At 53.4% G+C, this 18,098-nt stretch carries 24 protein-coding genes; 19 read left to right on the top strand and 5 right to left on the bottom strand.

The genetic code is table 11. The features are described 5' to 3' along the window. The first annotated feature begins 25 nt into the window (after positions 1 to 25). Positions 26 to 274: a ParB N-terminal domain-containing protein gene (locus ACR0B0_RS17040; RefSeq protein WP_170351593.1), complete on the top strand. Its 249-nt coding sequence runs from the start codon at positions 26 to 28 to the stop codon at positions 272 to 274. Between the two features lie 137 nt (positions 275 to 411). On the opposite strand, the gene ACR0B0_RS17035 is transcribed toward ACR0B0_RS17040, so the two are convergent. Both ACR0B0_RS17035 and ACR0B0_RS17030 read right to left on the bottom strand, forming a co-directional pair. Then, on the bottom strand, positions 412 to 1,338 hold the full coding sequence (locus tag ACR0B0_RS17035; protein ID WP_480648830.1) for a DMT family transporter: 927 nt from the start codon (positions 1,336 to 1,338) through the stop codon (positions 412 to 414). A gap of 280 nt (positions 1,339 to 1,618) precedes the next feature. Then, positions 1,619 to 2,077 carry a MarR family winged helix-turn-helix transcriptional regulator gene (locus ACR0B0_RS17030; RefSeq protein ID WP_170351589.1) on the bottom strand — a complete coding sequence of 153 codons (459 nt, stop codon included), beginning with the start codon at positions 2,075 to 2,077 and terminating at the stop codon, positions 1,619 to 1,621. 97 nt (positions 2,078 to 2,174) lie between these two features. On the opposite strand from ACR0B0_RS17030, the gene ACR0B0_RS17025 reads away from it, so the two are divergent. From ACR0B0_RS17025 to ACR0B0_RS16980, 10 genes are all read left to right on the top strand, one after another. Continuing rightward, positions 2,175 to 3,131 (top strand): catalase, encoded by a 957-nt coding sequence (locus ACR0B0_RS17025; protein ID WP_480648829.1) that lies wholly within the window; start codon positions 2,175 to 2,177, stop codon positions 3,129 to 3,131. A gap of 152 nt (positions 3,132 to 3,283) precedes the next feature. Continuing rightward, complete coding sequence (locus ACR0B0_RS17020; RefSeq protein ID WP_480648827.1) at positions 3,284 to 4,180, top strand: catalase; 897 nt, start codon at positions 3,284 to 3,286, stop codon at positions 4,178 to 4,180. 108 nt (positions 4,181 to 4,288) lie between these two features. Next, on the top strand, positions 4,289 to 4,708 hold the full coding sequence (locus ACR0B0_RS17015; protein WP_170362191.1) for a group III truncated hemoglobin: 420 nt from the start codon (positions 4,289 to 4,291) through the stop codon (positions 4,706 to 4,708). Continuing rightward, a complete protein-coding gene (locus ACR0B0_RS17010) occupies positions 4,705 to 5,448 on the top strand; it encodes a DUF2189 domain-containing protein (protein WP_480648824.1) in 744 nt (247 codons plus the stop codon). Before ACR0B0_RS17015 ends, ACR0B0_RS17010 begins: the two co-directional genes overlap by 4 nt. Continuing rightward, positions 5,445 to 5,735 carry a TehB-like domain-containing protein gene (locus tag ACR0B0_RS17005; protein WP_170362189.1) on the top strand — a complete coding sequence of 97 codons (291 nt, stop codon included), beginning with the start codon at positions 5,445 to 5,447 and terminating at the stop codon, positions 5,733 to 5,735. Before ACR0B0_RS17010 ends, ACR0B0_RS17005 begins: the two co-directional genes overlap by 4 nt. Further along, a complete protein-coding gene (ccoN, locus tag ACR0B0_RS17000; protein WP_170378519.1) occupies positions 5,725 to 7,347 on the top strand; it encodes a cytochrome-c oxidase, cbb3-type subunit I in 1,623 nt (540 codons plus the stop codon). Before ACR0B0_RS17005 ends, ccoN begins: the two co-directional genes overlap by 11 nt. 6 nt (positions 7,348 to 7,353) lie before the next feature. Then, positions 7,354 to 8,085: a cytochrome-c oxidase, cbb3-type subunit II gene (gene ccoO, locus ACR0B0_RS16995; protein ID WP_170378521.1), complete on the top strand. Its 732-nt coding sequence runs from the start codon at positions 7,354 to 7,356 to the stop codon at positions 8,083 to 8,085. Further along, positions 8,082 to 8,249, top strand: coding sequence for a cbb3-type cytochrome c oxidase subunit 3 (locus ACR0B0_RS16990; protein WP_170578245.1), 168 nt, complete (start codon positions 8,082 to 8,084; stop codon positions 8,247 to 8,249). The genes ccoO and ACR0B0_RS16990 overlap by 4 nt, the downstream gene beginning before the upstream one ends. Further along, a complete protein-coding gene (ccoP, locus tag ACR0B0_RS16985) occupies positions 8,240 to 9,112 on the top strand; it encodes a cytochrome-c oxidase, cbb3-type subunit III (protein WP_480648821.1) in 873 nt (290 codons plus the stop codon). The genes ACR0B0_RS16990 and ccoP overlap by 10 nt, the downstream gene beginning before the upstream one ends. A 25-nt stretch (positions 9,113 to 9,137) precedes the next feature. Continuing rightward, the gene (locus ACR0B0_RS16980) at positions 9,138 to 9,263 is read left to right on the top strand and encodes a hypothetical protein (protein WP_302478873.1); all 126 of its coding nucleotides are present in this window, start codon (positions 9,138 to 9,140) and stop codon (positions 9,261 to 9,263) included. A 33-nt stretch (positions 9,264 to 9,296) separates the two neighbouring features. Here ACR0B0_RS16980 and ACR0B0_RS16975 read toward each other — a convergent pair whose 3' ends face one another. Next, positions 9,297 to 9,761 carry an RrF2 family transcriptional regulator gene (locus tag ACR0B0_RS16975; RefSeq protein WP_170347428.1) on the bottom strand — a complete coding sequence of 155 codons (465 nt, stop codon included), beginning with the start codon at positions 9,759 to 9,761 and terminating at the stop codon, positions 9,297 to 9,299. A gap of 106 nt (positions 9,762 to 9,867) precedes the next feature. Here ACR0B0_RS16975 and ACR0B0_RS16970 point away from each other — a divergent pair, with 106 nt between their 5' ends. Genes ACR0B0_RS16970 through ACR0B0_RS16940 form a run of 7 tightly spaced genes read left to right on the top strand, consistent with a single transcriptional unit; the run spans position 9,868 to position 14,762 of the window. Continuing rightward, the gene (locus ACR0B0_RS16970) at positions 9,868 to 10,377 is read left to right on the top strand and encodes a cupredoxin domain-containing protein (RefSeq protein WP_480648819.1); all 510 of its coding nucleotides are present in this window, start codon (positions 9,868 to 9,870) and stop codon (positions 10,375 to 10,377) included. Beyond that, positions 10,378 to 11,838 carry a cbb3-type cytochrome c oxidase subunit I gene (locus tag ACR0B0_RS16965; RefSeq protein ID WP_480648817.1) on the top strand — a complete coding sequence of 487 codons (1,461 nt, stop codon included), beginning with the start codon at positions 10,378 to 10,380 and terminating at the stop codon, positions 11,836 to 11,838. It begins immediately after the preceding gene. Beyond that, a complete protein-coding gene (locus tag ACR0B0_RS16960) occupies positions 11,838 to 12,437 on the top strand; it encodes an SCO family protein (RefSeq protein WP_480648815.1) in 600 nt (199 codons plus the stop codon). The genes ACR0B0_RS16965 and ACR0B0_RS16960 overlap by 1 nt, the downstream gene beginning before the upstream one ends. Next, positions 12,434 to 12,994 (top strand): hypothetical protein, encoded by a 561-nt coding sequence (locus ACR0B0_RS16955; protein WP_480648813.1) that lies wholly within the window; start codon positions 12,434 to 12,436, stop codon positions 12,992 to 12,994. Before ACR0B0_RS16960 ends, ACR0B0_RS16955 begins: the two co-directional genes overlap by 4 nt. 6 nt (positions 12,995 to 13,000) lie before the next feature. Then, complete coding sequence (locus ACR0B0_RS16950) at positions 13,001 to 13,816, top strand: formate/nitrite transporter family protein (protein WP_480648811.1); 816 nt, start codon at positions 13,001 to 13,003, stop codon at positions 13,814 to 13,816. A gap of 13 nt (positions 13,817 to 13,829) precedes the next feature. Further along, on the top strand, positions 13,830 to 14,357 hold the full coding sequence (locus ACR0B0_RS16945; RefSeq protein ID WP_480648809.1) for a hypothetical protein: 528 nt from the start codon (positions 13,830 to 13,832) through the stop codon (positions 14,355 to 14,357). A gap of 39 nt (positions 14,358 to 14,396) precedes the next feature. Continuing rightward, entirely contained in the window at positions 14,397 to 14,762 is a 366-nt protein-coding gene (locus ACR0B0_RS16940) for a c-type cytochrome (RefSeq protein WP_170362178.1), read from the top strand. A gap of 85 nt (positions 14,763 to 14,847) precedes the next feature. Here ACR0B0_RS16940 and ACR0B0_RS16935 read toward each other — a convergent pair whose 3' ends face one another. Then, the gene (locus ACR0B0_RS16935) at positions 14,848 to 15,792 is read right to left on the bottom strand and encodes a hydrogen peroxide-inducible genes activator (protein ID WP_480648807.1); all 945 of its coding nucleotides are present in this window, start codon (positions 15,790 to 15,792) and stop codon (positions 14,848 to 14,850) included. Between the two features lie 96 nt (positions 15,793 to 15,888). On the opposite strand from ACR0B0_RS16935, the gene ACR0B0_RS16930 reads away from it, so the two are divergent. Then, complete coding sequence (locus tag ACR0B0_RS16930) at positions 15,889 to 17,349, top strand: catalase (protein ID WP_480648805.1); 1,461 nt, start codon at positions 15,889 to 15,891, stop codon at positions 17,347 to 17,349. 169 nt (positions 17,350 to 17,518) lie between these two features. Here the strand turns inward: ACR0B0_RS16930 and ACR0B0_RS16925 are convergent, their stop codons facing one another. After that, positions 17,519 to 18,043 carry a redoxin domain-containing protein gene (locus ACR0B0_RS16925; protein WP_480648803.1) on the bottom strand — a complete coding sequence of 175 codons (525 nt, stop codon included), beginning with the start codon at positions 18,041 to 18,043 and terminating at the stop codon, positions 17,519 to 17,521. Positions 18,044 to 18,098 lie beyond the last annotated feature (55 nt).

Genomic DNA, 18,098 nt, shown 5'->3' with positions numbered 1-18,098 from the left:
GCTCGAAAGGTTGCACAAGTAGTTTATGCTAGAGAAAAGACCATACCCGCTGGAATTGATCTACGTACCTGTAAAACGTGCAAAAACACTTGATCAGAATAAAGTTCTGACGCTTGCCGAAGATATATTGAAGAACGGTCAGAAGACCCCGATCCAATTGCGCGCCGACAGCAAGAGGTTCGTGTTGATCGAAGGTCTGCACCGATTAGAGGCCATTCGCGCCCTCGGTGGTGACACAATTGAAGCCTACCTGGTGCGTGGCAGATTGCACTGACAATTCCTTGGAACCGGCAACTTCCCGACCAAACCGGCCGAGTGCGGCTACGGCTATCAAATGGTCGGGAACGGCGGCTAAGGGCTCTATCTGCTTGTCCAAACTCTCCATAGAGAAAGTCGGCAACGAGACCAAAGCTACCTCTCAGGCTCCTTGCTGATCACGGTCGTCACAGTTCGAGTTGAGCGACTTTGAGTGAGAGCTATCGCTCCCAAAACCAGCGCGCAGGCCAGCGCCTGTGTACCCTTGATTACTTCACCGAATGCAAGAACGCTAACAGCAAACATCGTGGGTAGTTCAATACTTCCGACTACAGCAGTGCGCGCTGCCCCAATATTGGGCGAACAGATCGTGTAAATCAGTTGCGGAATTAGCGCCGTCACAAGGCCCAACCCGACAACTAGAACCCAGTCGTCCCCACTTTCTGGTAGAATTTCGCCGACCTCGGATGAAAGAATGAGAGGGGCAAGGCCAATGACCGACCCAAGCGAGACTGACGCCATTCTGGCTAAAGGCGCAATACGTGACAGGCGGTGCACGAGAACACATATGCCGAAGCCAAAACCGAAAGGTGCCGCTAATGAGACGAGAAGGATTGGAATTTGGTCCGGTGGCACAGATGCCGGAGAACCTGCGAATATCGCAGCAGCGACGATCAATCCAGCCGCAACAAAGCTGCGCCGCGTTGGTTGATCACCAAAAAGCGCCCATGCGATGGCAATCGTAAACACCGGATAGGTCATGTAGAGTACGCCAACCGTCGATGCAGGAACAGTCTCAAGAGCAGTAACATAGCCGACCCAGCCAAGACCCATAACTGCGCCCGCAACCATACCCCAGACGATTTCTCGCCACTTTGAGTGATGCATTACAAGTGCGGGCGAAAGGACAACCGCTGCCAAGATGTACCGATAAAAGGCAACCGCATAGGGAGCGAGACCCTGATCGGTGAGCCCACGGCTAAAATAGGGTACAAGGCCAAAACAGATGGATGCAAAAAGCACACCAACGACCGCAAGGGCATAGGGTATGGCGTTCCGCTTGGCTGAGGTTAGTTGGTTCATTGCTGACAACTAACACGCTATGCTGCGGTTGACATCGTCAAGACAAATGAACAGCAACTTTGTACGCGTTCGCGACCTGCTGCATGAGCGAAAGACCGAGGTGTGATCAAGGTCTGGTAAGGGCTCATCGCAGGTCCGCAATCGTTCTGTGAGCTTAAAGATCTAGCGATCAGTCTTGTGGCGAACATGGCAAAGAGCAAATGCTGGCTTGGAAGTCTTGGATAAATACCTGGAGAATTCTAGAGAAAATCTGTGATGTCTTTCGCACTTCGATAACGGATTACTTGCTGGCGATCTTCTTGCAAATTCGGATGATGTCGTCTGCCTCATGTTGAGTAAGGCCAATTTGGGAAAAGACTTCAGATGATATCCCGCAGCTTTTTATCCAGATGCTGCGTCCTGTTTCAGTTAGAGTGACAATCTTCTGGCGCTCGTTCCCGTCCCGCGTCTCACGCCGTAACAGATCTTTTTCCTCAAGGCGCCGCAACAACGGCGTCATTGTCGCTCCGGATACGTCAAGCCGTTTTGCCAAAGTGGAAATGGAGACACCATCCTCTTCGGACAATGCCATCAAGACCAAATACTGGGTGTAAGTTAGTCCCTGGGCCTTCAGAAGTATCTGGTAAAGCTGCTCTATCTTGTGCGAGGCCGCGTAGACCGCAAAACACAACTGATTGTCTAGCCGAACATCTTCGTCGGTCTCAGGCTTTTTCGTCTTGGGCACGATGGCGACTTTCATTTTTGATTTCGGGCACCTTTTAGCATCTGAAGTTTTTACTTGCAAATAATTAGTAGCCTAAATATTAGCTAGCAAATAAATGAAAATGGAGGATGTAATGATCAGACGCAGCATTATAGCTATTGGCATTTCTGTGGTGGCGACACCTGCCGTCGCAGAAGGTGACTTTGACTTTGAGAAGGGTTTCGCTGCCTTCGAAGACTTGTTTGGTGTGACTGAAGGTAAACGCCGCAATCACACCAAAGGATTTTGCGTTGAGGGCACGCTTACACCCTTAGACGAGACGATTGAAACGTACTCCAACAGCCCTTTGTTCACTAGTGAATCTTCGGTTATTGCTCGGGTGTCCCACAAGGGTGGTAAGGCGAATCCAGCAGACGACAAATACGGGCTACTTGGGCTATCGATGGAGATCACGACGCCGGATGATGACCTGCACGTGATTGCCATGAACACGGAACACTTCTTTCCGGTGCCGACGAGCAAAGCGTTCATCGAACTTTTGCGTTCCAAGGCTGCTGGAGCGGACGCAACCAAGGCGTTTGCAGCCGCTAATCCTACATTGAAGACCTACAGCGAGTATCATGGCGCGTTGGATAAATCGCTTCGACCCCATGAGGGTACAACCTACTACAGCGTGAATTCTTTCCTCCTTGTAAATGACGCGGGTCAAGAAACTGCGATGCGATTCTATTTCCGCCCATCGGGGCAGGAAGATATCGTTGTTGACACTCACCCCGACTTCTTCATTGAAAACATGCAGGCCAATATCGCCAACGGGGGCGTGTCCTGGGACATGGTTATCGTTCTGGCTAACGCTGATGACAATGTCGAAGATCCCTCTGTTCAGTGGACCGGCGATCACACAGAAATCGTTGCTGCGCGTTTCACAGCGAATGCTGCGATGACTGAGACTGATGGGCAGTGTGACGAGATCAACTTTGACCCGCTGATCTTGAGCGACGGCTTTGCACCATCCAATGATCCCATGTTGAAAGCACGATCGTTGATCTACGCACATGGTGTGGGAAAACGGCTGTCTGAAAAAGAATAACTTCGAATCCACTGAATCAGCGGATCAATCGATTTCCTGTGATGCTCTGCGCTGCCGGAAATACGAATTCTCAATGAGCAAAATGCATGGGCAATAAAGCCATCTCAAAAAGGGTTTCCCGGCCTGCTCGATAACTGATCAAGGAGGACGTCATGTCACAGGCAGTAAAACTGATCGACGCATTGAATGGAACGTTTGGCCGTCACAATGGCTATCGCGTGTCACACGCAAAGGGGTTTACAGCACAGGGGCGTTTCTGTCCTGCTGCGGAGGAGCCGAGAGTTCAAATCCCGATGTTGAACAATGAATGCAAGGTTACGGCGCGCTTCTCCGTTGGGGGTGGAAAACCGGGCATCAGTGACAAAAGCCCTACGGTGCGCGGGATTGGGCTGGAGATCGGAAATGGATCAGACTCTTGGGTTCTGACGTTAATTTCGAACCCGGTTTTCTTTGCCAACTCTGCTGCACAATTCCGGGCTTTTCTTGCCGCTCGTATTCCTGATCCGGACACCGGTGCCCCGGATCCGAAGTTGGTAGAAGCCTTTAATGAGGCAAACCCCAACACGGTGCCACACCAACAATATCTGAAGTCTGTTGTGCCGTGCCGTTGTTATTCGTCTGAACAATACCACTCTGGTCATGCTTATCGGTTTGATTGGAGTGGAAGGGAAATCTCTGCCCGAATTCTGCTGGAGCCGGAGGGTGGGCGTTTGGCATTGAGCAAGGAAGAGGTGGAAACCCTCTCGGATGATTTCCTTCATGACAGGTTCCTGGAAAAGCTCTGCGATGGTCCCGCCCGTTGGTCGTTGAAGTTGGTGATCGCGAACGCCGCTGACAATGTGTCTGATCCGACTGTGCCTTGGAGTGGGACACATACCATGGTTGATCTTGGGACAATTCAGGTTGAGCTACCTGATGATCGTTCTGAAAGCACCAAAAAGGTGTTCGACCCAACCCGGATGCCTGAAGGAGTTAGGGCACCCCTGGATGATGTTTTTTCCCTGCGAAGTGGAGCTTACGCGGAATCTGCGGCAAGACGATCCGTCTGAGAGGCGGGTTGAGTATCTGTGGGGTACCAGCGCCCCCCCCCTTAATAGGTATTGACAATACCTATTAAGGGGGGCAAAAAACGGGAGCCCGAAATGGAGTAGATTCTGATGACAGCTGCGATGGTTGCCAAACCACAGATGTTTGAAATTTCCGCTGAGGAAATTGAGATATTGGTTTGCCGGTTTTACGCGCAGATAAGGGTGCATCCTGTATTGGGGCCCGTGTTCAATGAGGCCATTCAGGATTGGAAAGCGCACGAAGAAAAGATCGCATCGTTCTGGCGCGGCGCGATCCTCAGGGAGCCCGGGTATTCCGGAAATCCAATGCAGGCTCATCTGGCGAATTCAGACATCCTTCCCGAGCATTTTCCCTTGTGGCTCGATCTGTTTGGCGAAACGGCACATCAGGTTCTGCAGCCAGATACCGCTCAAGCTTTTACTCATTTGACCAACCGGATCGGTAAAGGTTTGACCTTTGGGATCGAGAACTTTCGTCGCGAGGTGGGTGCCCCGCCGGTGTTGTCATGACCATATCGGTATATTCAAAAGCGCAGGTCATTACCGAGCCGCCAATCCAAGTCGTGAAACGTTGGTTGCGAGCGGGATGGCGCGATTTCAGAGCGAACCTTGAGTATTCGATATGTTACGGCATTGCGCTTGTTCTGTTGGGATGGGCATGTGTCGCGGGTCTTGTGTTTAGCGGTCAAGGTTGGGTTCTGCTGCCACTTTTGGCTGGTGGCGTGCTTGTTGGACCCATTGCCACCGTTGGTTTGTATTCGATCGCCAGCGGTGACACTGGACCAGCTGTCGCGAAAGGGCAGATTGCTCTGGTCGGCGCGATCCTCATGGTGTTTGCCCTGACTTGGATACGTGCCGCGACAGTCATGTTCGCCATTGTATATGGTCTGCGCCCGTTCTCTGGCTTCGCTGACACTCTGCTGCGGATGATCAGCACACCGTCGGGCTGGGCTTTATTAATCTCTGGATCTTTGATCGGCGGATTGTTTGCATCGTTGGGGTTCGCTGTCTCAGCCTTTTCGCTTCCGATGCTTGTAGACCGCAAGATTGATGGCTTCTCAGCCATGGGGCTGAGTTTTAATGCCACCACTCACAATTTTCGTCTTTGCCTGTATTGGGGCAGTGCGATTACCGCGCTGACTTTGTTGGGGATTTTAACGGGCCTGCTAGGGCTGGCCGTAGTTTTCCCTTTGCTGGGATACTCAACCTGGCATGCCTATGCAGAGCTTTTCCATGGAGACGCACAATGACAGAAGCCCTTCCAGAAGGCGTGGTGCACTATGCGACTTCGCAATTCACTCACGAAACTCTGCCAGAAAAATTGCGCAAGAATCACAGCACGAAAGCCGGTGTCTGGGGCCAATTGGCGGTGCAATCTGGCCAGCTGTTGCTGCGTCGGGACAACAAAGAAGACCTGGTGTTAGCTGCGGATGAAACGGCGGTCTTTGCGCCCCAGGAAATTCACTCTGTGAACCCCATGGGAGAGGTCGCATTGGAAGTGCGTTTCCACCGGCAGGAGCGGCCAGATGCTGAATAACAATACTGTCGAAAACGTTTTGGTCCTGTGTGCTCTTGTCATTGTTCTGATCGGCGGAGTGGCCATTCTTGGTTGGGGTGTACCTCTCGCCTATGTGCTGCATGGCTGGATGATCGCCATCTTCGCCGGTTGGGGGTTGATCTGGATGATCACCCGAATGAGTGAAGAAATCCGGGACATCCCGCTTGAGTATAATGACAAGGTCACGCGTTTCGGTGTCATAGCTGCTCTATTTTGGGCCTTGGTTGGTTTTACCGTCGGAGACATTCTAGCTTGGCAACTGGCCTTTCCGGCATTGAACGGGGATATTTTCTGGTCGAACTTTGGCCGGTTGCGTCCGGTACACACGTCTGCGGTCATTTTTGGATTTGGCGGCAATGCCCTAATCGCAACTTCGTTCTACGTGGTGCAGCGCACCTCGCGGGCAAGACTGGCCAGTGAATCGCTGCCTTGGATGGTGTTTTGGGGCTATAACCTTTTCATGGTCCTTGCGGCGACCGGCTACCCCTTGGGGATTACCCAATCCAAGGAATATGCGGAACCGGAATGGTACGCGGATCTTTTGTTGCTGGTTGTATGGGTAGGGTACCTCGCGCTTTACCTAAAGACCCTTTCGCGTCGGGCAGAGCCGCATATCTATGTGGCCAACTGGTACTATCTGGCATTCATCGTCGTCATCGCGATGCTGCACACGGTGAACAACCTCTCGGTCCCCGTCTCCATCGCTTACCCCAAAAGCTACTCGCTTTTTTCGGGGACGCAGGATGCCATGACGCAGTGGTGGTACGGGCATAACGCGGTTGGTTTCCTGCTTACGGCAGGGTTCCTGGGGATGCTCTATTACTTCCTGCCTAAAGCTGTGAACCGGCCGATCTATTCATACCGCATGTCGATTGTGGGGTTCTGGGGGATCACTTTTCTCTACCTTTGGGCCGGTTCGCATCACTTGCATTATACAGCCCTGCCTGATTGGGTTCAGTACCTTGGTATGACCATGTCGATCATTTTGCTGGTTCCCAGCTGGGCCTCTGTGTTCAACGGCATCCTTACGATCAACGGGGCTTGGGATAAAGTCCGGACGGACCCGGCGGTCCGGTTCATGATGGTCGCAATTCTGTTCTATGGGCTGTCGACATTTGAAGGTTCGTTCATGGCGATCCGCCCGGTAAACTCGCTAAGCCACTATACCGACTGGACGGTTGGGCACGTTCATGCCGGCGCCTTGGGTTGGGTCGCTTTCATCACCTTTGGTGCCTTGTACAAACTGGTGCCCTGGATATGGAAGCGGGACGGCGTATATTCCTTGCGGCTGGAGGCCTGGCACTTCTGGCTCGCCCTGAGCGGAACGCTGATTTACGTCGGCGCGATGTGGAACAGCGGCATCACGCAATCGCTGATGTGGCAGACCTATGATGCGGACGGCGCTTTCCTCTATTCCTTCCTCGACAGTGTGATCGCGATGCATCCTTACTATGTCGCCCGCGCGATTGGGGGGCTGTTGTATCTGATCGGAGCCTGCATCGGTGCATACAATATTTACATGACTGTAAGTGGGCCGAAGAAGGCCCAAACCCGGGAAGCCGGACCATTGGTCCAGCTGCCAGCGGAGTAAGTCCCAATGAGCACTCAGCACCAAAAACTCGAACGCCATTCACTTGGGTTTGCAATGGCAATCCTGATGGTTGCATCTATCGGTGGAATTGTCGAAATCGCGCCGTTGTTCACGATCGAAAACACAGTGGAAAAGGTTGAAGGTATGCGGCCCTACACGCCGCTGGAACTTGCCGGGCGCGATATCTATGTACGCGAGGGCTGCTATGCCTGCCACAGTCAGATGATCCGGACCCTACGGTCGGACATAGAACGTTACGGGCATTATAGCCTGGCTGCCGAAAGCATGTATGACCATCCGTTTCAATGGGGCTCGAAACGTACTGGGCCGGACTTGGCGCGCATTGGTGGCAAATACTCTGACGCATGGCATGTGGCGCATTTGGAAGCGCCGCGAGACCTCGTCGAGGGGTCAATCATGCCGGGTTATGCGTTTTTGTCCGAGACGCGTCTTGCGACTGGACATTTACCTGCCTCGCTGAAAGCCCTCAGCCGGGCTGGTGTGCCCTATACGGACACCCAGATCGAAAACGCCGAAAAGGACGCCGCATGGCAGGCGGATGCTGAGCAGTACTTTGAAGGAGAGTTGCAGGCAAGTTACGGTGAAAACGTTCAGGTTCGGGATTATGACGGGCAACCGGGCAGGCTGACGGAAATGGATGCCCTTGTAGCCTATCTTCAGGTTCTTGGCACATTGGCCGATTTGGATTCGTTAAACCTTGAGGAGGTTCAGCGATGACACATGATACGGTTCTCGTTTTCTCCAAGACTTGGGGCGCAATCTACCTGCTGGCCGTCTTTTTAGCTGCAGCTGTTTGGACCTATTGGCCCTCGCGCCGGAAGGTTTACGACGATGCCGCCCAATCCCCACTCGATCGTCAGGAGGATCAGCCATGTCGATGAAGGAAAAGGATCCCGTTTCCGGCACCGATCTGACTGGCCACGAATGGGACGGTATCAAAGAGTTGGATACACCTGTTCCCTGGGCTGCCCGATGGGCGCTTTGGATCAGTATCATCATAGCAGCGCTGTATTGGGTGTTTTACCCATCTTTTCCGAGTGTGCGTGACTACGCGAAGGGGATGCTCGGCTATTCCTCGCGTGCAGAAGTTGCGACGGCACTTCAACAGGCGGATGCGAGTCGAGAAATGACATTCGCGCCTTTCGCGTCCGGGGATATAGAAAAGCTGGCCGCCGATCCGACGCTTGAGGCGCGGTATAGCGCGTCGATTTCCAAGCTTTACGCCGACAACTGTGCGGCTTGTCACCGGAATGATCTGAAAGGGCAGGTTGGCTTTCCCAACCTGGTGGACCGTCATTGGCTATGGTCAGGCACGCCGGAAGAGATAGAGGCGACCATTCGATATGGAATCAATGCGCAGCATGACGATACACGGATCGCACAGATGCTTGCCTTTGGTGCGGATGGCATGATCGAAAATCAACAGGTTGAGGAAGTCACAGAATTTGTCTTGTTCCTCTCTGGACAGCAGCATGATGCGACAGCGGCCGAAGCCGGTAAATTGGTTTTTGAAGAAAACTGCGCGGCCTGCCACGGAGATGACGGCCGCGGGGGCTACGAGATCGGCGCGCCAGATTTGGGCGATGAAAGTTGGATCTATGGGGGCGACCGGGACGCCATCTATCACAGCATCCATTTTGGCCGACGGGGGGTGATGCCGGCGTTGGACGGACGATTGAGTGACGCTCAGATCCGAATGCTGACACTGTACTTGCTCTGGAATGCAGAAGATGTACCAAGCTGAAGAGAATCCACGATTCCGAAGGGCAATGTATCTGATGATAATGGTCCTGTTGGCCGGCTACATCGGGTTCAAGGCATGGCACCTGTCGATGGCATTCGAGGCCTGGGAAGGACAGGCGATTGAGGATGCCGTGCCTGGTGCAGCTAAATGAAAATCGTGGTTTTATACGATTTCAATTTGCGTATTAATGATCTGAAGCCAGCGCATGACTAACTTCTAGCGCTCGGATCAGGTTTTTCATTCCGCGATTTCCTTCCAAAACATCCTGCAATGTCTTGCTGTCCAAGGCAGTAAAAAACGCCTCCTGAGCTTCAGTCAGGATTGGCAGCAACCCACAGGCAGGCGTCATCACACAACAGCCGCCGTCTTCTTTCATACACTCAACCAAAGGGGTGCCGCGTTCGGATTTTCGCAGCAGGCCGCCAATCGAGATCGCATTGGGAGGCAAGGCCATTCGCATTCCTCCGTTGCGTCCACGAACGGATTCTACGTAGCCCTCGTGTGTGAGCCACTGGGAGATCTTGGCCAGGTGATTGAAGGGCAAGTTTTGCATAGCCGCAATCTCGCGGGTCGACATCAACCCCTCTTCGTGGGTGGCAAGATGGATCAGGATGCGCAAGGCATAGTCGGAAAACTTGGTAATTTGCATAGTTATATCTCTCATAAAAAATAGGCTTTGAAAATGCCTATTTCATTGACATCTTTTTCTGGTCTTTATAATAGGTATTTAAAATGCTTAATAAAGGAGATGGCTCATGCAGCCTGTTGTACTTTTGATCTCGCTGATCCTGATGGCAGTGCTGTCACTTGTCTTCTGGAGGGCCGCGCGCGCCTCGAACGGGGAGGAAGCAGGACCCAATGCCAACTCGAAGCGTGCGGGCTTGATCTGGGCAATGACGATTGTTGGAGTAATCGTGGCAGTCGGTTCATTGCGACCATGGCCGCACGCTTTGGCCAGTACAGACGATGCCATCACCGTTTCCATCACCAGCGGGCAGTGGTGGTGGGATATCGAAACAGTTGAGATCCCTGTTGGAACGCCCATCAATTTTAGCGCCACGACCGAAGATGTTACCCACGGATTGGGCATTTACACTTCAGACCTCCGCCTTCTGACGCAAGTCCAGGTGATCCCCGGTTACACAACCGAAGTTTCTTACACGTTCGATGAGCCCGGCACTTACCAAGTCCTGTGCATGGAGTTCTGCGGGGTGGCGCATCAGGACATGGTCAACGAATTCGAAGTCGTCGCGGTGGAGGACTAAATGAGCGCTGTATCTGAACTTGTCGCGGAAAAATCAATCGTCACTGAACCCCAGGCTGGGGCAGTCAAGCTTACCATGATCCTCTCAGGCGCGGTCTTTGCCTTGATGATGGTCTTTGGTCTGATCATGCGTGCTGCGCAGGGCCAATGGATCGAAGTGGATCCGGCTTTGTTTTACCAGTTGCTGACGGCCCATGGCGCCGGAATGGTTGGTACAGCTGCACTGTCTGGCGCCGCAATCATGTGGTATTTTTGCGGGCGTCATATCGTTCTGACGGCTGGAATCTTTTGGGCTTTTCTTGCTTTGTTTCTGCTGGGCGTCGTCCTGATCTTAGGCTCGATCTTCATCGGCGGATATGGCGGCGCATGGACATTCCTGTTTCCCTTGCCCGCGATGTCAGGCGGAGCGTGGGAAGCCGGCGCGGCTGCTGCGTTCATGCTTGGATATGTTTCGATCGGCGTTGGCTTTCTGCTGTATTATCTGGAGCTCGGTCGTCAGATTCATGCCCGTTATGGCAGCCTTTTGCGCGCCCTGGGCTGGAACCTGATCCTAGGGCGAGAGGACAAAAATCCTCCGCCGCCAACAATTATCGCAGCGGCGGCCGTGACTATTTTCAATTCGATCGGGATAATCCTAGGTGCCGCGGTGTTGGTGGCGAGCCTTGTCCACCTGCTGGTGCCGGGTTTTGAAGTAAACGCGCTGTTGGCCAAGAACCTGATCTATTTCTTTGGCCACGTTTTCATCAATGCCTCAATCTACATGGCCGTCACTGCGGTGTATGAAATCCTGCCGGAATACACCGGCAAACCGTGGAAATCGAACCGTCTGTTTGCGATTGCCTGGAATGCAGTTCTGATCTTCGTGATGGCTGTTTACTGGCACCATCTGCTTCAGGATGTGGTGATGCCACCCTGGATGCTGGTGGTCGGGCAACTGGTCTCATACTTCAGCGGTATTCCCCTCATCGCGGTCACGGCATTCTCTACGTTCCTCTATGTGCGCGGTTCGAAAATGACCTGGGATTTAACGTCCTCACTGCTGGTTCTGTCCGTGGCAGGCTGGTCGGTCGGCTCAATCCCCGCGTCAATCGACGGGATGATCAGTGTGAACAAAGTGATGCACAATACAATGTGGGTCCCGGGGCATTTCCACACCTACCTGCTGCTGGGCGAAGTGGCGATGGCCTTTGGGTTCATGGCCTGGCTGGTCCGAGGCAAAACCATCGCCCAGATGAGCGGGTTGGACCGGGTCGCTTTTGTGACCTACCTCGCAGGTGCCGCTGGGTTTGTGACGGTGTTTCTCTTCTCTGGTGCGGCTTCGATCCCGCGTCGCTGGGCGGCGCACTACGAAGAATGGCTGGCCCACGACCGCATTGGCACCTTGTTCGGCGTGCTGGTCGTGTTGGGAACATTGCTCTTTGTTCTGCGCTTTGTGCTGCGTCTTGGGCGGAGTGACAGCTGATGATTGCGCGCGCTCTTCCCTCGGTTCTGGTCGCGAGCATCGGCTTGGGAACTCTCTGGCATGCCACAGATGGAGGGCAGGCTTTCACCAGCGAAGCCGCTCGGAGATTGGACGTGGTGCACGCACCGCGTCCAGTTCCAGCCCTGCAACTGGAAGACATGTCAGGTCAGTTGATGCCCCTGTTGCCGCAAGGGGAGGAAGTGGTTTTGGTCGAGTTCATCTACACCGTGTGCGGCGACATCTGCCAGATTGCAGGCGCAGACTTTGCCAAGATCCGAGATCAATTGGAACAGCGTGGAGAGTCCGTCCGGATGATCTCGGTCAGTTTTGATCCTAAGCGAGACACGCCCGAGCAGATGACGATTTACGGGGAAGCCCATGAGGCGGACGGAAAAATGTGGACCGTCGCGCGGCCGAGGCCAGAAGAGTTGCCGGCATTGTTGAAGCTTTTTGACGTGACTGTCATTCCCGATGAATGGGGCGGGTTTCAGCACAATGCCGCAATCCATGTGATTGAAAGCGACGGCCGCTTTTCGGCGGTGTTTGACACCGATGCTATCGACGATGTTCTGACCCATTTGGAGGAGCGCAGCTCATGAAGTTGCTTGGTTTGGCCTTCCTGGCTTCTGCCGAGGCCGTTGCACTTCGCTATGCGGTTGTTGAAAGTCCGATCCAGCATGTCCTGGTGCAGATGCCATTGTTGGTTCTGGCCGGGGTGTTGTTGGCTTGGAACAGGCAGGTCCGGCGTGAATGGGCTGTTCCGTTGCTACTTGTGGCCTTGACCGTATTTCTGTTCTGGATGCTGCCTAGAAACGTTGATTGGGCGCTAACGCCGACAGGGGAACTTACTAAATATCTGAGCTTGCCTTTGCTGTTGGGGGCACTGCTGAGGTTGTCCTGGCCCTGGCTGGGCCCGGTGCTTCGCGGATTTCTGAAGGCGAATGCGCTGTCGATGCTGGGTGTGCTGGGTTTTCTGTATACGCATGCGCCGGTCAGGATTTGCAACTCCTACCTGGTCTCGGCTCAGAAGGATCTGGGCATGGCCTTTCTCTACCTCGCTGCATGCTTGGCCTGTCTCTGGGCTATCCCGATCCTGTTTGGAAATCCAAGTGGCCAAAGGTCGAACGCGACCGGCTGCGTAAGCTGTGGAGTATAATACGAAATGACCTATGCTGACACAGTCATTGGGTTCGCAGAATTGGCGCAAGAGAAAGGCGTCAACCTGCGTGCAGATCCAATTGCCTTTCTGATCCTCGCCTTAAAAGCCGGGGCGTTTGTTGGGGCGGGCATCTTGCTGATCCTTTCTGTTGGGCAGGGCGCGGATCCATCCATCCGTCCTATCGTCATGGGGGCCAGCTTCGGTATCGCCTTGACCCTTGTGGTTTTTGCAGGGGCCGAGCTGTTCACTGGTCACACCATGTACATGACGCACGGATTGCTGGCCAAAAGTATTGCTTGGTGGGATGTGCTGCGCTGCTGGTTGGTCAGTTGGGCAGGAAATCTGATCGGGGCCATATTGCTGGCGTTGCTGTTCGTCGCAGGCGGTGGTGGACTTGTCTTAGGGGCAGGCGAAGAGGCTTTTCTTTATAAGGTGGCCATCAAGAAGATGCACGGCACCGAGTTGGAGCTGTTCGCCAAAGCGATCCTGTGCAATTGGCTGGTTTGTCTTGCCTTGTGGTGTTCGGCGCGCGCAAAAGACGACGTTACCAAATGCATCGTCATCTTCTGGTGTCTTTATGCATTTATTGCTGCGGGGTTTGAACACAGCGTTGCGAACATGACCGTGTTTTCACTGGCGCTGATCTCAGATCACCCCGACAGCATCACCCTGGCCGGAGCCGCCCACAATTTGACGTATGTCACCTTGGGCAACGCATTCGCCGGTGCCGGGATCATGGGCTACGGCTACTGGCGAGCGGCTTCTAAACCCACGGTTAAGGGCGCCGCAACACACGCGTCAACCAAAAACCCTGTCTAGTGAGGGCGCGATCATGAGCGTGACACGACCTGTCAAAATCTCTGTCTCTAATAACCGACAGTCCCATGCCGAGCCTCTTTTTGAGGCCGCCCGCATTGCACTGATAGCGACTATCTCTGTTTGGATGGGCGCCGCAGTTGGCGGTAACTTGATCGCGGCTCCGGCCAAGTTCCAAGCCCCGTCATTGACATTGCCGGTCGCCTTGGACGTTGGGCGGATGCAATTCCTGTGGATTGGCGTATTCGAGGCGTTTTGCACGCTACTAATTGCAGTTCTTCTTCTGTCGTTCCGGCAGAAACCGTCGTTGTCATTAATTGTCGCGCTCTGCGTGTTCGGATTTCAAAGGCTTTGGCTCCTTCCTTTGCTGAACGCGCGGACGCTTTTGATCATCGCGGGTCAACCAGTCGAGGACAGTTCATTGCATCTGCTCTACGTCGCGTCTGAATTTCTGAAGATCGGTTTTCTTTTTTGGGCTGGCATTCGGGAAATGAGAAGCCTGTTCCGAAAAGCAAGACCGACTGCAGTTTCGGTCCAAACCTGAACTCTCAAATATCTGCAATCAAAAGGAAGGGATGATCTCATGCGAGGTATTCTTGTGGCTGTAACAATAGCGCTGGCGGGTGCTCAAAGCGTTGCCGCAGAAGGCGACGCGGCGGCAGGCGAAAAAGTTTTCAAAAAATGTGCCGCATGTCATGCAGTTGACGAAGGTAAGAAAAAAGTGGGCCCAACGATGTTTGGTGTTTGGGGCCGAGAAGCTGGCGCTGTTGATGGTTACAAATACTCAACAGCGATGGGGGAAGCCGGATTTGTTTGGGATGAAGAACGCTTATCCGGGTTCCTAGCGTCTCCCAAAAAGTACCTGCCGGGCACGAAGATGTCCTTTCCCGGAATAAAGAAACCGGAGCAAATCTCAGACCTGCTGGCTTATCTGGAATCCCTGCAGTGACAGACCAACGGCGTTTCTTTGATAGTGACTTGTACGCTTGCCCTCAAAGAAACGCTATATTGCCTTTTCCGTGGTTGGTCAGGCTCTAAGCTTTTCCGTTCAAATACCGCGCCATTTCCGGGGCAGCCATAAGGGTCTGAATGAAAGTCCCGAAATGTTCAAGCGATCCCGTGCGTGGGTCACTGTCGCGCCATGCCAGCCTGATAGAACGGCCAAACACCCCATCCGCAATGGGATGTGTTGTTGCTAGGCCGCCGAAACGGTCGGGGCCACTCACAGACAATGCCGGAAAAAGCGCGCAACCCTCTCCCAGCGCGACCATTTGCCGGAGCATCTCAAGACTGCTGGCCACTCTTTGTCCTGGTCGGTCAATCCGGTCGCAAAACGCAACGGTCTGATCCCGTAGACAGTGTTCTTGAGAAAGTAGAACGAGCTGTGAGGACAAAACCTTGGACCAACGAACCTTTTCATTGGGTTTGAGATCCAGATCCTTGGGACAGGCAAAAACAAATGGTTCATGAAACAGCTCAAGCGCACTTAGTGCAGGCTGTTTCGGGTTAGTTGCGATCAGCGCAGCGTCCAGCGCCCGGTTGGTGAGCATCTCTTCAAGAACATGCGTGGGTTCTTCGAATAGTGACAGCCTTAACTTGGGATAAGCGGCTTTGAGTGACTTGAGGATGAGCGGCAATAAGTAAGGACCAAGGGTTGGAAGTACACCAAACTTCAAATCACCTTCCAGATTGTCACTCAGGCTCAGCGACAATTCCAACAGTTCACGGGCCTCGGTCAGAAGGATTTCTGCTTTTTGCAGGACTATCCGGCCATTTTGCGTCAAAGAGACATGCCTACCCTGACGTTCGAAAATCGAAAATCCAAGTCGGGCCTCTAGCTTCAATACCTGTTGGCTGATTGCAGGTTGTGAAACCCCACAGATATCAGCTGCTCGGCCAAAATGACCTTCTTCGGCAATGCTTTGAATGTACTCAAGATCTCTGAGTGAAAGACCGGCAACCGAGGTTCTTCTTACCATGCATCACCTCTGATTATCGATCGGATAATTTATATAAGTTGGAGTAATTTGGCGGTTTTCGGTTTTGTCCTGCCGATACCAACTCAGGAGATTGACATGACCAGCAAACCGAAACTGACCACCGCATTTGGCGCGCCAGTGCCCGACAACCAAAACACTCTGACGGCGGGGCCGCGTGGTCCTGCGCTGCTTCAGGATGTTTGGTTTCTCGAGAAGATGGCTCATTTTGATCGCGAAGTGATCCCCGAACGCCGGATGCATGCCAAAGGGTCCGGCGCTTACGGTATATTCACTGTGACCCACGACATCACCCGCTATACACGCGCCAAATTGTTCTCTGATATTGGTAAGAAGACGGATCTTTTCCTGCGCTTCTCGACCGTTGCAGGGGAACGCGGCGCAGCGGACGCGGAACGGGACATTCGCGGCTTTGCAGTCAAGTTTTACACCGAGGAAGGTAACTGGGATCTGGTGGGCAATAACACTCCAGTGTTTTTCCTTCGCGACCCATTGAAGTTTCCCGATCTTAACCACGCGGTCAAACGCGATCCGCGGACCAACATGCGCAGTGCGGATAACAACTGGGACTTCTGGACCAGCCTTCCCGAAGCTTTGCTTCAGGTGACGATTGTTATGTCTGATCGCGGCATTCCCGCAACCTACCGGCACATGCACGGCTTTGGCAGCCACACATTTAGCTTTATCAATTCGGACAGCGAACGGTTCTGGGTCAAATTCCATTTCAAAACCCAGCAGGGGATCAAAAACCTTACCGACGAAGAAGCCGCGCAAATCATCTCTGGTGACCGTGAAAGCCATCAGCGTGATCTTTATGATGCTATCGAAGACGGTGATTTTCCCAAATGGGTGCTCTACGTCCAAGTCATGCCAGAAAAGGATGCGGGTACATACCACCTCAACCCATTTGATCTGACCAAGGTATGGCCGCATGGGGACTATCCGCTGATTGAGGTTGGCGAGCTGGAATTGAACCGCAACCCCGAGAACTACTTTGCCGAAGTGGAACAGGCGGCCTTTGCGCCTTCTACAATTGTACCTGGTATCAGCTTTTCGCCGGACAAAATGTTGCAGGGACGTCTGTTTTCCTATGGCGACACTCAGCGGTATCGGTTGGGTGTCAACCATTCCCAGATCCCGGTGAATGCGCCGCGTTGCCCGTATCATTCCTACCATCGTGATGGAGCGATGAGGGTCGACGGCAATGCCGGATCTCGGATTGGCTATGAACCCAATATGCATGGCGAATGGTCCGAGCAACCGGATTTCTCTGAACCACCTTTGTCCATCGAAGGTGCTGCGGATCATTGGAACCACCGCGAGGATGATGACTATTTCTCGCAAGCCGGTGATTTGTTCCGCCTGATGACGCCGGAGCAGCAAAAAGTGTTGTTCGCAAACACTGCCCGCGCGATTGGCGCTGCAAGGAAGGAGATTCAGATCCGTCACATATCGAACTGTCTCAAGGCCGATCCTGGTTATGGTGCCGGTGTGGCAAGCGCGCTTGGTTTGAGCATCGAGCGTGTAGACCGGGCATAAAAACAATTGGCAAGTCCCCGATCTTTTGGGACTTGCCTGACGCTGTGGGTTGTTGGGTAGCGAGCACCGTATGGTGTTTTTGGGCTTTTCGTCGCCGTGTAAGACAAAACTACGGTTTGGCGATGGCGCTTGGAAAAAACGATTTCCATATGTGGGCACCTTGGCCCGATCACACATTGCAGCTACCTGGTTCGCATTCGCTTTGATCAACAGTGACGGTGCCGCCTTTGGTCGACACGACCTCCTGTGTCAGAAGACTGCCAATCTCGGACCCCAATTGAAGTTCCGAAACCTGACCAAGGTGATGCGCAACGATCTGCCTCGCCTGATCTAAAAGGACAAGGCTTGGTGTGCCGCGCATGCCAAAGCGAGACATCGTGTTTGGCAACGGTCCTGCGCCCTGTTTGTCCACGCCGACAGGGAACGTGATGCGATATTCATGCAGGAAAGCTTGCAAAGACACCGGTGTCATAGCGTTGTGATGCTCGAACACGGTGTGCAGGCCAATTACGGCTACCTTCTCTTCAGGAAACGTCCTCTGAATCGACTGCGCCAAGGGAATACCGTGCAGGACACATCCTGGGCAAAGCATTTGAAAGGCCTCAATGACGACAACCCGTCCTTTTAGGTTTTCTAGGGTTAGGGGCGTGTCTGTGTTGAACCATTCCGTGACGTCTAACTCTGGTGCTTGCATTTTCTTTGTCCTCAGTAGCAGGCAGCCGCCGTGGGTTCGGCGGCTGCGCAATCGA

Source organism: Ruegeria sp. BA12, from assembly GCF_056539625.1.
Note: the sequence above shows the minus strand (reverse complement) of the source record. Positions and strands in the feature narration are given on the sequence as shown.